At 49.1% G+C, this 15,527-nt stretch carries 15 protein-coding genes; 7 read left to right on the forward strand and 8 right to left on the reverse strand.

What is annotated here, in order from left to right:
- Position 1: 1 nt before the first annotated feature.
- A complete protein-coding gene (gene pilM / locus DXZ20_RS12900) occupies positions 2–1,105 on the reverse strand; it encodes a type IV pilus assembly protein PilM (protein WP_163664855.1) in 1,104 nt (367 codons plus the stop codon).
- A gap of 521 nt (positions 1,106–1,626) precedes the next feature.
- Between pilM and purT the strand changes: the two genes are divergently transcribed.
- The gene (gene purT, locus DXZ20_RS12905) at positions 1,627–2,868 is read left to right on the forward strand and encodes a formate-dependent phosphoribosylglycinamide formyltransferase (RefSeq protein ID WP_163698582.1); all 1,242 of its coding nucleotides are present in this window, start codon (positions 1,627–1,629) and stop codon (positions 2,866–2,868) included.
- Between the two features lie 267 nt (positions 2,869–3,135).
- On the forward strand, positions 3,136–4,416 hold the full coding sequence (locus DXZ20_RS12910; protein ID WP_163698583.1) for an ABC transporter substrate-binding protein: 1,281 nt from the start codon (positions 3,136–3,138) through the stop codon (positions 4,414–4,416).
- A gap of 36 nt (positions 4,417–4,452) precedes the next feature.
- On the opposite strand, the gene DXZ20_RS12915 is transcribed toward DXZ20_RS12910, so the two are convergent.
- From DXZ20_RS12915 to DXZ20_RS12925, 3 genes are all read right to left on the reverse strand, one after another.
- Positions 4,453–5,736, reverse strand: a complete 1,284-nt coding sequence (locus DXZ20_RS12915; protein WP_163698585.1) for a glutamate ligase domain-containing protein — start codon at positions 5,734–5,736, stop codon at positions 4,453–4,455.
- Positions 5,736–6,074 (reverse strand): P-II family nitrogen regulator, encoded by a 339-nt coding sequence (locus tag DXZ20_RS12920; protein WP_006517973.1) that lies wholly within the window; start codon positions 6,072–6,074, stop codon positions 5,736–5,738. Before DXZ20_RS12920 ends, DXZ20_RS12915 begins: the two co-directional genes overlap by 1 nt.
- Positions 6,075–6,241: 167 nt before the next feature.
- Positions 6,242–6,745: a hypothetical protein gene (locus DXZ20_RS12925; protein ID WP_163664847.1), complete on the reverse strand. Its 504-nt coding sequence runs from the start codon at positions 6,743–6,745 to the stop codon at positions 6,242–6,244.
- Between the two features lie 397 nt (positions 6,746–7,142).
- On the opposite strand from DXZ20_RS12925, the gene queF reads away from it, so the two are divergent.
- Entirely contained in the window at positions 7,143–7,562 is a 420-nt protein-coding gene (gene queF / locus DXZ20_RS12930; protein WP_163664846.1) for a preQ(1) synthase, read from the forward strand.
- Positions 7,563–7,637: 75 nt separating this feature from the next.
- Here the strand turns inward: queF and DXZ20_RS12935 are convergent, their stop codons facing one another.
- Complete coding sequence (locus DXZ20_RS12935) at positions 7,638–8,216, reverse strand: DUF924 family protein (protein WP_163664844.1); 579 nt, start codon at positions 8,214–8,216, stop codon at positions 7,638–7,640.
- Positions 8,217–8,253: 37 nt separating this feature from the next.
- Between DXZ20_RS12935 and DXZ20_RS12940 the strand changes: the two genes are divergently transcribed.
- From DXZ20_RS12940 to DXZ20_RS12950, 3 genes are all read left to right on the forward strand, one after another.
- Positions 8,254–8,538 (forward strand): hypothetical protein, encoded by a 285-nt coding sequence (locus DXZ20_RS12940; protein WP_163664842.1) that lies wholly within the window; start codon positions 8,254–8,256, stop codon positions 8,536–8,538.
- Positions 8,539–8,947: 409 nt separating this feature from the next.
- On the forward strand, positions 8,948–10,012 hold the full coding sequence (gmd, locus tag DXZ20_RS12945) for a GDP-mannose 4,6-dehydratase (protein WP_163664840.1): 1,065 nt from the start codon (positions 8,948–8,950) through the stop codon (positions 10,010–10,012).
- Between the two features lie 125 nt (positions 10,013–10,137).
- Positions 10,138–10,608 (forward strand): DUF2996 domain-containing protein, encoded by a 471-nt coding sequence (locus DXZ20_RS12950; RefSeq protein WP_163664839.1) that lies wholly within the window; start codon positions 10,138–10,140, stop codon positions 10,606–10,608.
- Positions 10,609–10,682: 74 nt separating this feature from the next.
- On the opposite strand, the gene purH is transcribed toward DXZ20_RS12950, so the two are convergent.
- From purH to DXZ20_RS12965, 3 genes are all read right to left on the reverse strand, one after another.
- Positions 10,683–12,227 (reverse strand): bifunctional phosphoribosylaminoimidazolecarboxamide formyltransferase/IMP cyclohydrolase, encoded by a 1,545-nt coding sequence (purH, locus tag DXZ20_RS12955; RefSeq protein WP_163664837.1) that lies wholly within the window; start codon positions 12,225–12,227, stop codon positions 10,683–10,685.
- Positions 12,228–12,385: 158 nt separating this feature from the next.
- Positions 12,386–12,943: a Uma2 family endonuclease gene (locus tag DXZ20_RS12960; RefSeq protein WP_163698587.1), complete on the reverse strand. Its 558-nt coding sequence runs from the start codon at positions 12,941–12,943 to the stop codon at positions 12,386–12,388.
- Between the two features lie 205 nt (positions 12,944–13,148).
- The gene (locus DXZ20_RS12965; RefSeq protein ID WP_163696627.1) at positions 13,149–14,552 is read right to left on the reverse strand and encodes a hypothetical protein; all 1,404 of its coding nucleotides are present in this window, start codon (positions 14,550–14,552) and stop codon (positions 13,149–13,151) included.
- A 321-nt stretch (positions 14,553–14,873) separates the two neighbouring features.
- Between DXZ20_RS12965 and DXZ20_RS12970 the strand changes: the two genes are divergently transcribed.
- On the forward strand, positions 14,874–15,518 hold the full coding sequence (locus DXZ20_RS12970) for an alpha/beta hydrolase (RefSeq protein ID WP_163698589.1): 645 nt from the start codon (positions 14,874–14,876) through the stop codon (positions 15,516–15,518).
- Positions 15,519–15,527: the final 9 nt, after the last annotated feature.

Below are 15,527 nucleotides of genomic sequence, written 5' to 3' on the forward strand. Positions count from 1 at the left end.
CCTAAACCTCCCGCAGACCCAAGCCAAGAACCGTAGCCAACCCAGGACGCTGAGCCTCAGAAATCTCATCGCCCACTTCTAGCGATAGAGCCTCAATGGGGTCAATGGGGCTAGCTGGCAAACTCAAACGTTGAGCAAAGAACTCATCCAATTGACCGATGGCGCTACCAGGTCCAGCCAATAACAATTGAGCAACTTCCATGTCTTCACCTTGATTGAGATAGAAGTCAATGGAACGACGTAGTTCATCAGAGAGTTCGCCCAATACTCTTAACATGGCAGCTGTACCGGGATTAGTCCCTCCTGCCATTTGGGGAGCCCCCATACTATCCATGGGTGTAGCCGGTACCGTCATACCCTGAAGTAGCTCTGTATTTCGCGTTGGTGGGAGGTTCATAGCACGGCTGAGAGCGCTTTGAATCTGGAACGTACCAATGGGGACTGTTCGCGAAAAATGGGGAATACCATCGACAACAATCGAAATTTCTGTGCTTTCAAACTGAATATCAACGATAGCCGCAGCCTCTTGGGGAGTAAATTGTCGCAGTTGCTCACGAATAGTACGAATTAGAGCAAAACTACTCGTTTCAACGACATCAAGATTGAGCCCAGCCTGCTGGAAGGTTTCCATGTAGGTGTCGGTCACCTCTTTCTTAACCGCCACCAGCAATACTTGCACTTTTTCGATGCCATCCTCATCGACAAAAAAGCCTAGTTTCTGATAGTCAACATCAGCTTCTTCTCGCGGGAAAGGCAGATAGAGACTTGCCTCTTGATTAAGGACCATCTCGCGGAGTTCATTGTCGTCTAACTCAGCTGGCACTGGAATCACCCGTGTGATTGCTCGTCCAGGAACAGCCGTTGTCGCCCGTTTCACCCTCAGCTTGCTTTCCGTTAAAGCAGTCCGAATGGCTTCAGCCATAGCTGCCATATCGATAATTTGCCCCTCTTCAAAAATGCCCTCGGGAATCTCAGCGGAGGCAAGAGTTTCTAACTTTATCTTTTGCCCCTGCTTGCGCAGGCGAGCAATATTGACCCGTTCGGGCGTAAGTTCAACACCAACGCCAGGGGATTTCCTCGAAAATAGTGACTTTAAACTATTCACAGCATTATCCGGTCACAAAATTATCCGGTTATGGAAAGCAATTTGAACTAGTAGGCGACGCCTAAAAATTTGAGTCAGATAGAGCCCAAACTTTTGGTCTGATTTTTTGCTAACGCATCGTACACAATTTGTGCAGGAATAGCCAGCAATCGCCAAAAGATACAGAGTTTGGTGTCAATACTGCCCTAAAAAACTCACAAAACGTACTTTTTTATTTGAGATTTTTCCCGTCATAGATGAGGAGAAAAAACCGCTTTACCATTGATGCCTCCATGATTAAACGTTTTAGCTTGGGCAGCCTTCACGCCCCCTGAAAACATTTCATTGCAGATTGTTAATCACCTTGAATGTTTCATCAGTCCAGCATTTAAGTTTGAACATCGGCAGCTTATCACCTCCTAATCAGAACAACAGACAGATGCTCTGGGAAAGAAGGTGATTTTTTACGAGCGATATTACACGCAATTGGCTAAATTGATCACACGATTTCTAAAAAAAAGTTGGATTTTTATCAAACAACCATGGCAAAAGTGGCAATTCACCCTGAAGATGATGTCTGGGGAACTCCTCTATCCGGTAGCGGACACCGTCTGCTGTTATTGGGTTCCGGAGAACTGGGGCGCGAGGTGGCTCTAGAAGCAATGCGTTTGGGCATTGAGGTGATTGCAGTGGATGCCTATGCCAACGCTCCTGCTATGCAGGTGGCCCATCGTAGCCATGTCCTCAGCATGCTAGACGGCAAGGCGCTCAAACATGTGGTGGCACAAGAACAGCCAACATTGATTGTGCCGGAAGTCGAAGCGCTTGCAACGGAAACACTACTTGAGCTAGAGGCAGAGGGCTGGAAAGTTATTCCCACAGCTCTGGCAACGCGTCTGACCATGGACCGTGAGGGAATTCGGCGATTAGCAGCTGAGGAATTGGCGTTACCCACATCGCCCTATCAGTTTGCAGCAACGGCATCGGACTATCGAGATGCGATCGCAACCATTGGACTGCCCTGCGTCGTCAAACCCGTCATGAGTTCCTCAGGGAAGGGACAGAGTCTTGTCAAAACGGATGCCGATATTGACAGCGCCTGGACCTATGCCTTTGAAGCCGGACGCGGCAAAGACCAGCGAGTAATTGTGGAAGGTTTTGTAAAGTTTGACACCGAAATCACACTACTGACGATTCGGTCCCAGCCCGACCTCCCCCATGCTGAACCCACAACTCACTTTTGCCCCCCCATTGGTCATCGCCAGCAAGACGGCGACTATCGTGAATCCTGGCAACCCTGTGCCCTGAACCCCAGAACCCTCACCAAATGTCAAAACATAGCTAAAGCGATTACCGATGCGCTGGGTGGTGTGGGCCTGTTTGGTGTGGAATTGTTCATTGCCGGTTCCCCTAACGAAGAACAGACCGTTTACTTTAGCGAAGTCAGTCCCCGTCCCCACGACACCGGCATGGTCACCATGGTGAGCCAAAACATGTCCGAATTCGAGCTACATGTACGCGCAATTGCGGGCCTTCCCATTGGCGACATTGAGCAAATTCGTCCCGGTGCCTCAGCGGTGATTCTGGCCAGTGAACCTAGCAATAGCCCCACGTTTGCCGGGGTAGCGGAGGCACTCACAGTACCCTCCAGTAAGCTCCGGCTGTTTGGAAAACCTCGCGCTTACAAGAACCGTCGCATGGGAGTGGCTTTAGCCCTAGGCGATACGGTGGAGGAAGCCCGCAGCCGTGCCTGTGAATGTGCAGAGCGGGTGAGGGTCCATTAGGTGACTGCATGCAACTTTGCTCAGCCACCCATGGCTAAGGTTCACATACACGAACTTAGAGAAAATTGACAGGGTGCTGAGCGAAGTCGAACCACCACTTAAGACCGTCTTGGTCTAAAGTGTCTGAACACCTCCCTAAAAAATTTCTGTCGTTGCGGATCCTTGGCATGGCGTTGTCCCTCAAGCCGTTATCTGCGGCCCATTGGGTTGATCTGTTCGTACCTTAAAGGCGCAACAATAAATTTCCTTGATAAACAGAAAACCATCATGAAACTGTTTCAACGTCGGCACTTTTTAGCACGCATGGCATCGTGGGCCGCTGCTGGGGTCTTAGTTGCGATCGCAGGCTGTGGTGGAGGTAACGAACAGTCTGGCAAACAGGAGGTGGAATTTTGGACGATGCAGCTTCAGCCCAAATTCACCGACTATTTTGACCAGTTAATTGCCGATTTTGAAACAGCCAATCCAGACGTAGATGTGGTTTGGATAGATGTGCCCTGGGCTGACATGCAGAGCAAAATATTGACTGCAGTTTCTGCTGGAACAGCCCCCGATGTCGTCAATCTCAACCCTGACTTTGCATCTCAGTTAGCCAGTCGAAATGCTTGGCTCCCCTTGGATGAGCAGCTCACGTCTGAGGAACAAGCTGTTTATCTGCCTAAGATTTGGAAAGCAACAACGCTCAACGGCAGCAGCTTTGGATTTCCCTGGTATTTAACAACTCGGGTCACCCTTTTCAACACTGACCTGATGGAACAAGCGGGCATTGACGAGCCCCCCAGCACCTATGCAGAACTGGCGGATGCCGCTAAACAAATCAAAGAGACAACGGGCAAATATGCCTTTTTTATTAGCTTTGTGGCTGAAGATGCTGCTGATGTTTTGCAGTCGTTTATCCAAATGGGTGTCCCCTTGGTAGATGACGCCGGTAATGCCGCCTTCAATACACCTGAGGGTAAAGCCGTTTTTCAGTATTGGACCGATCTCTATCAGCAGGATTTGTTGCCCCGCGAAGTGTTGACCCAGGGCCATCGCCGCGCTATCGAGCTATATCAAGCAGGGGAAACCGTCTTTTTAGCCTCGGGTGCAGAAGCCTTAGACAATATTGCCAATAACGCGCCCGACATTGCCGCTGCCACTCAGACTGCACCCCAAATCACTGGCACCACTGGCAAGAAAAACGTGGCTGCTATGAACCTGGTGGTCCCTCGCTCCACCGATGTGCCTGAGGCAGCGGTAAAGTTTGCCATGTATGTCACCAACAATGACAATCAGCTATCTTTTGCTCAGGCGGCCAATGTACTGCCATCGACAGCCGCGGCTATTGATGGCACCTTGACGCAAGCCCCTGCCGATGCTACCCCCATAGAAGTAGCGAGGGCCGTCAGTGCCAGCCAGTTAGCAGATGCTGAGGTGCTGATCCCAGCCCTTGAAGATGCGAAAAAGTTGCAGAAGGTCATTTATGACAACCTACAGGCTGCCATGCTAGGCGACAAAACCGTAGATGAGGCCGTTTCAGATGCAGCGGACGAATGGAATAACCGATAGATACTCCCCGGAGGAGGGTGGGCAATGCCCATCCTCCTATGCCATCCCAGTACCAAACCGGGCAAGAAAATCACCAATTAAATACAAAGAACCACACAAAACCTTGGTCGCACCATCTGCTGCTGAAAATGCATCCAGCCCAGTAGCTAAGGTGTCGTGGGTATAACAACCGGACAGCTCTGGACAAACTTCTTGAGCTAATTTTGCTAAATCTGTTGGATCCGCTGTTTGGTGACCTGGTACAGGCACTATATATAGTGTGTCACCTGGGTGCAACAACACTTCAAAAATATCCTTATGATCCTTAGTAGACAGCATTCCCATCAGCCAGACAACAGGCTGGGAAAGAGAATCTACATAATGACGCAACATTGCGGCCGCCGCCGGATTATGGGCACCGTCAATTAAAAGTTGTTGTCCCTGCCAGGTCATCCATTGCAAACGTCCCGGCCAACGAGTTGCAGCCATGCCTGTCTGGATGGCCGTAGTGGGGATCTGCCAGCCTTGCTGTTGGAGTAGCTGGAGAATTGCGATCGCAATTCCACTATTCACACGCTGATGATCACCCAACAGCCCTGACTGATAGTCAATCGACTGACCTAAGCCACTACGCCACTGCCCTGATGCCATTAATTCAGCAGGCGCTACCTCGTACAGGGGGCAACCCAGTTCCAACGCTCGCTGGCGGACAACGGCATCAGCCTCAGAAGGCAGAGGCCCCATCACGACTGGCCGCCCCTGCTTAAGGATACCAGCCTTCTCTCTGGCGATATCAGCCAGGGTAGGGCCCAGCCGCTGCCAATGCTCACGACTAAGAGAAACAACAGACGTTACCAGAGGCTCAGAGCACACATTAGTAGCATCCAAGCGCCCTCCCAAACCCACTTCAATCACAGCAATATCCACGGCCTCAGCCGCAAAATAGGACCAGGCCGCCGCTGTAAAAACCTCAAATTGAGTCGGTGTTTCTGATGTCGGTGTGGAAAAATTTGCATCAATGGTCGCAGCGACCACATGCAAATGGTGCTCCAACGCCTGATCAGTAATCGGCTGCTGATTGATACAAATACGCTCGTTCCAGGTCAACAAATGGGGCGATGTATAGCGGCCTACTCGATAACCAGCCTCAGCCAGCACCGATGCCACATAGGCGCAGACTGAACCTTTGCCATTGGTACCGGCCACATGAACGATAGGCACCCGCTCCTGAGGGTTATCCAGACATTCTAAAAGCACCTCAATACGGGATAGCCCAAGGTTGACACCAAAGCGATCAAAGCTCGCCAGGAAATCGTCAATTGACAGCTTGTCAGAGAACACTAAACAGCTTCCGAATCTTTCTCGCCAGTACGAATACGAACGACTTCATTCACAGGCGTAACAAAAATTTTGCCATCACCGATTTCACCAGTACGAGCAGCCGAAATAACCTGATCAACAATGGCATCCACCTGATCATCATCAACCACAATTTCCACCTTGAGTTTTTGCAAAAACTCAACGGTATATTCTGAGCCCCGATAGCGCTCAGTTTGACCTTTCTGACGACCAAACCCACGAACTTCAGACACTGTCATCCCGACAACGCCTGCATTTACAAGTGCAATTTTGACTTCGTCAAGTTTAAACGGGCGAATGATGGCTTCTATTTTTTTCATACGAATTTATAAACTCCATACACCGGCCCAACAACAGAATTGGACCAACATACGATATCAACGTTTAAAGGGTCACACAGGTAAACTACCGTATCAATTGTTACGGTGTCACCTATATGCTGCGTAGTCAATTTTAGAGTAGAACCTGGGCTAAGCGATGTTTTTGACTAACGGTCATTAATCAACGGACGCATAATCAAAAAGCCTGCTCCAAACGCTGTGAAAATAATGATGGCAATGGAGAGAATTAGCCAAAGGGTACTCAAACTACCGCTAGCTGACGATTCAAGAGTATAACGACGATTTTCCCCAGCCTGTTCTGTAAAAACTTTAGATAGGGCCGCCTTAGGTCTTTTAAGAGGTTTAGGCGCAGGTTCTGGAACTGATTGTAAGGGCTGTGGCGCAGCCTGAACAGGAAACTCTGCCGGTGGAGGCGAGGAGAAGGTCATCTCCACTTCAGCAGGATGAGCAACACCCGCAGAATGCCCCAGTTGAAGAGCCACCTGTACCATCTGATGAATGTTCTGCCGCAACAGATGATTCTGGTTCGTAAGGTGTGTGTTTTGGGCGCTCAATGAATCTACCATTGCCTTAGTGGCCTGTAGCTCAGCTGCCAGCTCACGGTATACCGACACGGGTACTGAAGGGGCATAGCTGGAGTCTGATCTCATCGGTTTTCTCCCTGAGTCAGAATTGTGGGAAGGATTCATAAGCAGTTCCAAAAATCTCCGATAAAAATACACGTCAGCTGCTCTATGCGGTTTGCCAAATAAAGCCTTGCAAGCTGCAAATCTAAAAACAGGTGGGAAGCTGACCGTTCGGGACGTTCAAATTAGAGCAACGTCGACGTCATTCGTCAAGTACTTGCTCTAAGTTCTTTGAAATAGTCAGACAAGGCAGACAGGGATAAACTGATCAATCCACCTATGTAATCCTTGGAATGAAGCACACCTGTTAGCGGTCAATCAACGCCCCTGGAAACGGTTTATCCATTACCAACTTCATTGCTCGTCTAGTTGTACCCTGCTTCTTCAAAACCATCAACTCTTTTTCAGAACTTTCACAGCCATGACTGACACCACCTTTCCTAAAGCTACCCCTCCAGCAGAAATCAAATATGGCGAACGGGCAATTGAGGAAAACCATCTGATCACGTTCCCTAATCCGCGACCTGGCCGACAGTATGACGTTAATATCACGCTGCCGGAATTCACCTGCAAATGTCCATTCTCAGGCTATCCGGACTTCGCAACTATCCATATCACCTACACGCCCAATGAAAAGGTAGTAGAACTAAAAGCCATAAAGCTTTACATCAATGGTTATCGCGATCGCTACATCTCTCACGAAGAGTCTATTAACCAGATCATGGATGACTTTATAGCTGCCGCCGATCCATTGAAGTTCAAGATCAAGGGGGATTTTCAACCCCGTGGCAACGTACACACCACGGTTGAAATTGGCTACGAAAAACCGATAACGGTTTAGGCCAAAATTTCGTGTAGCGGCATTCCATGGAACGCCGCTACACGAAATTTTCAATTCACGTCCCCTGCCATTGATCTAAAACCTAGATCCTGGCCGCTTGAGAAAATCTAACTCGGCCTCAGTACTCGGACGGTCTAGGGTCTGATTACGATGGGGAAATCGCCCAAACTGAGCGATGACATCTCGGTGACGTCGGGCATAATCCAAACCATGGGCAAGGTCCGGCGCATCGAGAATCAAGGCCTCAAAGTAATCAACACAGCGATGCTGATGATCCAAGTTCTCACTATGTTCAAAGGGCAAATAGAGGAAAAAACGCTCTACGGGCAGCATGGCTGCATCATACCCCCGGTCAATGGCCATTTCAGCAGTCGCTAAAGCCTCAGGGTCAGCTGCAAAACTCTGGGGCGTATCTCGAAACATATTGCGGGCAAACTGATCCAACACAATGATTCGGGCTAGGCTTGATTTAGCCATTTTCAACCAAGGTTCAGATGGTGACGCTACCATGGCCCAATATAGATCTAGAAACTGCGTTTTGATCTGTTTATCGAAGTCAGGATCTTTACGAAACCACTGCTTGCGATACTCACCCACTGGTGAGCCAAACCAAAAGTCTAAGACTGCTTGGGTATCGCTGTTGACTGAGTCCATCAATCTCTAGATAGGTAACACTCGGGGGAAATCGATCATGTCGTCCATCTTTTCACTCATCTTCGCTGTGGTGCTGGTGGTGGCAGTTTTTTGTTGGTTGACAGGATATCGATTGCCCATCCGATTTACCGCACCGTCTTTACCCACCGGCCCATCTAGCGTTCCTAGGGCAACACGCCAGCGATTGATGCGACTCGTTAATGGTAACCAGGCAGTGGCAGCTCGACTAGTGCAGCGGGTGCGATCGCAAAATCCTGAACGCTCAGAACAATGGTGTTGGGAAAAAGCAATTTACGATATTGAACGCGATCGCAGAGCATAAATCTCCTTGCCTCGCTTACTAACACCTCACAGTGTCTTGATTTAATACCCAGATATTTAAAGTTAACGTGGTGGTTACCATCAACATAGGTGGCGACCAACCACCATCAGCAGATGCCAATATAACAATATATCTGCCAGACTAGGCCCAAGTGGGCAGCCTAGTACGTAAAGGTACCTTTAAACTCACTGATTAAGCAGGCAGTCATAGCTAAACTTAGCTAACTGTCATACTGAGCCCATTAAAGTACCTCATCTTAAGCTTTCATAGTTTGAAAGTCTGCTCATTCGACGGCTCCTCTGGAACCCTAGCAGTCCTATCAACTATGAATGCATTCCTCAATTACCAAATATTTGGTTATTAGGGCTATCTACTAGCAATTTTTTTATAGAGTAAGGAAGCTGACAATATGACGCAGACTAAGCGTGCGCTAATTACTGGAATTACAGGCCAGGATGGATCTTATCTTGCAGAACTTCTATTAGAAAAAGGCTATGAGGTACACGGCATTATTCGTCGCACCTCCACATTCAATACAGACCGTATTGACCATATCTATATCGATCCTCACAGTGATGATGCCCGTCTATTTCTCCACTATGGAGACCTCAATGACGGCACCATGTTACGGCGCATCTTAGAGCAAGTTCAGCCTAACGAAGTCTATAACCTCGGCGCTCAATCTCACGTGCGGGTGAGTTTTGATTCCCCAGAATATACCGTTGATACAGTCGCCATGGGTGCTCTGCGTTTGATGGAAGCCATTCGCGACTATCAGCAGCGTACTGATTCAGAAGTACGTTTTTACCAAGCAGGCTCTTCTGAGATGTTCGGTAAAGTTCAGGACATTCCCCAGAAGGAAACTACGCCCTTCTATCCTCGCAGTCCCTATGCCTGTGCCAAGGTTTATGCCCACTGGCAAACCGTTAACTACCGTGAGTCATACAACATGTTTGCCTGCAATGGCATCCTGTTCAACCATGAGTCACCTCGCCGTGGCGAGACATTTGTCACTCGCAAAATCACCCGCGCCGTGGCTCGGATTGTCGCGGGTCGTCAAAAGGAGCTTTACCTTGGTAACCTAGACTCCAAGCGAGACTGGGGTTATGCCAAGGATTATGTTCGCGCCATGTGGCTGATGCTGCAGCAAGATGAGCCTGGAGACTATGTTGTAGCAACTGGTGAAACTCACACCATTAAAGAGTTTCTAGATATCGCATTCAACTATGTCAACCTTGACTGGCATGATTACGTCAAGTTCGACCCTCGCTATCTGCGTCCTGCTGAGGTCGATATTTTAATCGGTGATCCTACCCACACTCAGGAAACGCTAGGTTGGCAGCCTTCTATTGACTTCTCAGGCCTAGTCAAGCTGATGGTGGATGCTGACCTGGAAGCCATCGGTCTAGACCCCGTCAGCAAGCAATCTGATGCCGCTACGGTACGTGCTGCTATTGCCGGTGTGATGTCCTAGGTTTCACTCTATGAACGCTCCTTTTAGAATCTGTTTTCTATGGGGGCGTTCTATTAATATAGGAAAGACCTTGTTTGGAGTGTGGTCTATGCTCCAAGCGCAAACTAACAGAACAGACAAAAAGCATGGCAGACGAGTCGACTCCTAAGGCCCCTGCGGCAAATTCCGCTGACAAAGCGCCAGCTAAGGCCCCTGCAAAAGCTAAGAAAGCAAAGCCACCTAAGTTAGAAGACAAACCGTTTGCTGAATTCATCGAGCAGCATTTTGTACCTGCTGTTAGGACGGCCCTCGAAAAAGAAGAGGGGCTTAACGATTTACAGCTTTCTTTTGAGAATCAGCCCATTAACGTAATCGGTGTGGATAAAGATAGCTATCCCCAGGTTATTGGTTGCTGGGCTAAAGGTGCACGTCAGTTCAATATCACCTTCCTAGAGGAAAGCATTACAGGTCCTAAGATTTATTCCTTTGCGACGAATGGTGCGACACCCAGCACCATCGAGCAGTTTATGGGCGATGAGCGCCGAGTTACGCTGGACCTCATGGTGTTGTATGTGCTGCAACGCATTAGGGGCCAAAAGTGGTTAAAGGGCAATTAGCCAATTTATTGGCATATCCCGGCTATAAGACCGGAGGATGGGTACTACCCACCCTCCGGTTTGTTCATTGGGGGCTAATGCAAGAAATGCCGCGTCCCGGTCAACGCCATAATCACCCCTAGTTCGTTAGCTGCTTTAATCGAATCCTCATCACGAATACTGCCCCCTGGCTGCACAATTGCCTTAATGCCAGCAGCAGCAGCCGTTCGCACCGAGTCATCAAAGGGGAAAAATCCATCACTGGCCAATGTCGCGCCTTCAGCTTTTTCCGCAGCCTGCTCTAGGGCAATTTTGGCAGCACCTACACGGTTCATTTGCCCCGCCCCAATACCGACAGTAGTGCTTTCATTGGTCACTACAATGGCATTGGATTTCACGTGTTTAGCCACACGCCAAGCAAATAGCAGTTCTGTGAGTTCAGCTTCGCTGGGCTGACGCTCAGTCACGATTTTCCACTGGGTCACATCTTGCTGGACGTCGTCAGAGGTTTGGATTAAAAAGCCACCTGCGATCGCACGAAGCGTTTGACTAGGACCGCTCAATAAATCTGGCAGTACTAACACCCGCAGGTTCTTCTTCTTCGCAAGGATTTCTTGAGCTGCTGGCACACAACCGGGGGCCACCACACATTCTAGAAACGTCTGGGTCAGCGACTCAGCCGTCTCCACATCAATTTCCTGATTGAGGGCAACGATGCCACCAAAGGCAGACACATTATCAGCTTCAAAAGCACGTCTATAGGTAGACGCCATAGACTCACCGATAGCGACACCACAAGGGTTAGTATGCTTGAGCACAGCCGCCGCAGGACCATTTTCACTAGGGAATTCCGCAATGATGCGACGAGCAGCTTCAAGATCCACCAGATTGTTGTAGCTGAGATCTTTACCCTGGAGTTTTTCGGCAGCGGCCCAACCACTAGGTTGGTTGCCGGTTTGATACCAAACAGCAGGTTGGTGGGGGTTCTCGCCATAGCGGAGGGGTTGCTTTTGAGTGCCGCTGAGGGCAAAACGCTCACTGGTGGCATCGCCAGCTTGCTCGGTTAGGTACGTGGCAATAGCCTGATCATAGGTAGCCGTATGCCAAAAGACTTGACGGGCGCATTGGGCACGGAATTCTAAAGAAGGTTGACCGTTATGAATTCTTAGTTCGTTGAGATAACCTTCATACTGACCAGGGTTGCAGAGAACAGTCAGGTAAGCGTGGTTTTTTGCCGCCGAGCGCAGCATGGTGGGGCCACCGATGTCGATGTTTTCAATGGCATCTGTCAGATTAGCGTCGGGCTTAGCAATGGTCTGCTCAAAGGGATACAGGTTGACAACCACTAGATCGATCGGACGAATATCGTTATCGGCCAGATCTTTTTGGTCATCAGGATTATCGGTACGCGCTAGCAAACCACCGTGGATGCGAGGTTGAAGAGTTTTAACGCGTCCACCAAGGATTTCAGGAAAGCCAGTGTAGTCGGATACTTTGGTGACGGGGATGCCTGCTTCGGTGAGGGTGCGAGCAGTACCACCGCTGCTAATGATATCAAAATCGAACTCTGTGGTGAGGACCTTGGCTAGATCAACAATTCCTGTTTTGTCAGATGCACTGAGCAGCGCTAAGCGTGTCATGGGATTTTCTATCTTCTCGGGGTGATCACCCCTACTAGGGTAGAACGCAAGGGTGCATTTTTCCGCCCCCAAAATCCCAGCTATGATGAATAAGCCTTAGTAGGAGTATGACCTTTGTGCCTACTCCATTCTGAACAGATCGCTATGCAACACTTCATCTAATTCAGCGTCAGCCAGCCAAACACATCAAGCGCCGTTAAGGATAAGTCAAGCCCTTCCAAAACCGGTAGATCTGCTTTATTGGTCAAAATCCGGATTCGTTGCTCCTTATCAACTACCAACACACTGTCTTCCCCTGGATCAAGTAACCAACCCAACTCACTTCCATGCTCAATACAGTGCAATAAATTACTGAGCACCTGGGTTTGACTCTGATCCGGCGACAAAATTTCAATGGACCAGTCCGGCGAAATTAGAAATCGATTGGCAATCCGCCCAGTTTCGGTCAGGGGAATGCGGCCCCAACGAAATACTGAAATATCGGGCACAATGGAACGTCCGCCAAACGTGCAGCGTAATTCTGGAAATGCGGCTGCCCGCTTGGTTGACCTTGCCACTTGGTTAATCGTTTCACAAAGCGTACTTTGCAACAGACTATGCTCACCCTGGGGCATCGGCTTCTGTAAGATACGGCCCTGAACAAATTCGGATGCAGGCTTAGTTTCTGGCAGTTCCAGAAAGGCTTTAAGCGTAAGTGGTTGAGTTGCAACAGTCATACGACTCAAATTTTGTAATCCAATCCTTCTCTGAACTGTAACAAATAGGATGAGCTTTCATATCTATTGACTGAATCCTTGCTCTTAACCAAAATCCCTAATTGGGGGAAGATGCTGAAACTGCATACAAAGCACTACTACCTGCCCCCTTCGACTTCGCGAAGGGGGCGCTTAAGATAGCTAGAAAAAACGTTGACTATCCAACTTAATCGTCGTCGTCGTCATCATCGTCATCGTCGTCATCGTCATCGTCGTCGTCATCATTGCATCGACGACATTCGCCATGATCATCCGAACGATTATCGATGACCGTAGTCGACGACCCGACAATTTGAGTAATTTCAGTAACCGTTGTGGTCACAATGCTCGTATAGCTGCGCGTGTAGGAAAACGTTTCCCGAATATCTCGACCGCCACCAACCAGGTCATAGCGAATACTGGCGACACAGTTAATTTCCACATCCTCCAGCCTGAGGTCATCCCCCAGTTCTGCCCGCAGCTCTCGTTCCAACTGAGTCAGGGAAATCACCTCAGATTTCAGAATATATCTACCACCAGCCGCCTCAATTAAACGGGCTCCACTGTTGGTATGAATCTCCTGCCAGCGGCCACCACGGGTTCTAGCAAACACCTGATAAACCACATTGGCATAGGTCGTTTGCGGCTTATTCAGGATCTCCAACTGCAGGACTAAATTACGGCTCTGCTGGGTGCTGCCCGTCTGACGAGCCACATGTAATACCGACTCCCAAACACGACGCGTAACCTGGCTTTGAATTTCTGAACGTCTACGGGTTGAACGACTGCTGTTGGTCTCCGTACGAGACCTTGAGCTACGCCGACGGCGTTGAGCGCGACTATCGCCATCATCATCATCGTCATCACGACTTTCTTGGCCATCGTCATCGTCATCATCGTCGTCATTACTACTTGATGTTAGGATGGCTGGCCGGTTAGAAGTGCGGCCAGAGACTGCAGTTTCTGTGGATTCAGTGCGGCTGGCTGTGACAGTACTTGATGTGGAGGTACGGACAATGGCTGTTGTCGTAGTTGTACTGATTTCTCTGTAGCTTTGTCGATAGGTAATCTTTTCGCGCAAGTCACGACCACCACCGACTAAGTCGTAGCGAATGCTAACGACACAGTCCAGCTCTACGTCTTCGATACTTAAATTCTCACCCAGTTCATCCCGGAGTTCCTCTTCTAGATCAGCAATGGAAATGACTTCTGATTCCAGGATGAACTTACCGTTACTAGCGGGAATTAACCGTGCACCGCGATTTGTATGAATTTCTTGCCAATCGTCACTGCCACGGGTCCTAGCAAAGACTTGATACACCGCATTAGCGTAGGTGGTCTGGGGTTTATTAAGCACCTCTAACTGCAACACTAGACTTGTACTCCGCTGGTTACGCTCCACCAGACGAGCCACATGCAAGACAGAATTCCAATCCTGAGCTCGACTTACTTGCTTTTGCGAGATCGGTGACGGGGCTGCAGATACTACATTTCCACGGGTTGGTGATTGCTGAGCCTGCCAAACCAAGGAAACCAACGCGGCTGGCAAAGCAGCCTTAAAGAACACTCTTCGGAAAAAGGAATACTGCATAGCATTTCGTGATGACGCTGGTAGCCCATGGAGCTACCAAAGGGGCATCCATAGCTTCAGGCGTAGCTGACTTGAGGGATTTATGGAGTATTGATGAAATTTATGTGGTCAAGTGAGCTTACCCCAACGTCCTCATATATGCTTTTATGGGGTTTCCATTGCTATTCAAGCCTCGGTTACAATTTTTTAGTTCTTGTCATTGACGGTAATACGCAAGGCCTTTGGTATTTACTATTTCTAGACATAGAACAGAGATTGAAAGGTCTATGGCGGGTCTACGGTAGAATCCGTAGCGACCTTCCCACTAATCACTGTTTGCCTATGTCACTTCGTGCCCTGTCCGCTGGTGACTCTACCGCTGACCATCTTTTGATTCTTCTCCATGGCTGGGGAGCTAATGCGCAGGACGTTGCAGGCATTGCCCCTTATATGCAGCTAGATAAGTATCAAATGCTGTTCCCAGATGCTCCCCATGCTCACAAAATAGCCAATGGTATGGGAGCACCTAACGGACGGATGTGGTACGCCCTACCTGACATTTTCGACTTTGACCAGCCCTTCACCCATCAAGCAGATCTACAGCAAAGTCGGCAGTTGCTACTCGACTGGATCACCGCTTTACCGGAAAAAACCGGCATTCCATTGGGGAAAACTATCCTCGGCGGCTTTTCCCAAGGGGGAGCCATGACATTAGACATTGGCATGGGGCTGCCCGTTGCAGGAATGATGATCCTTAGCGGTTATAGCCACGGTCCCTTAGTAACGCCCATTAATCCACGCCCCATTCTGCTAGTCCATGGCCGCCAAGACCCAGTGGTTCCCATTACCCAAGCCCATCAAAACAAAGCTGAACTCGGCCACTTGTCAGTTGATGTTGACTATCACGAATTCAACATGGGGCACGAAATCAACCTACAGGTACTAGAGATGGCCAAGAATTTTTGCGAAAAACTTTGTAAAAACTAGGTGTAACAT

This window comes from Adonisia turfae CCMR0081, from assembly GCF_011009555.1.
Taxonomy (GTDB): domain Bacteria; phylum Cyanobacteriota; class Cyanobacteriia; order Phormidesmidales; family Phormidesmidaceae; genus Leptothoe; species Leptothoe turfae.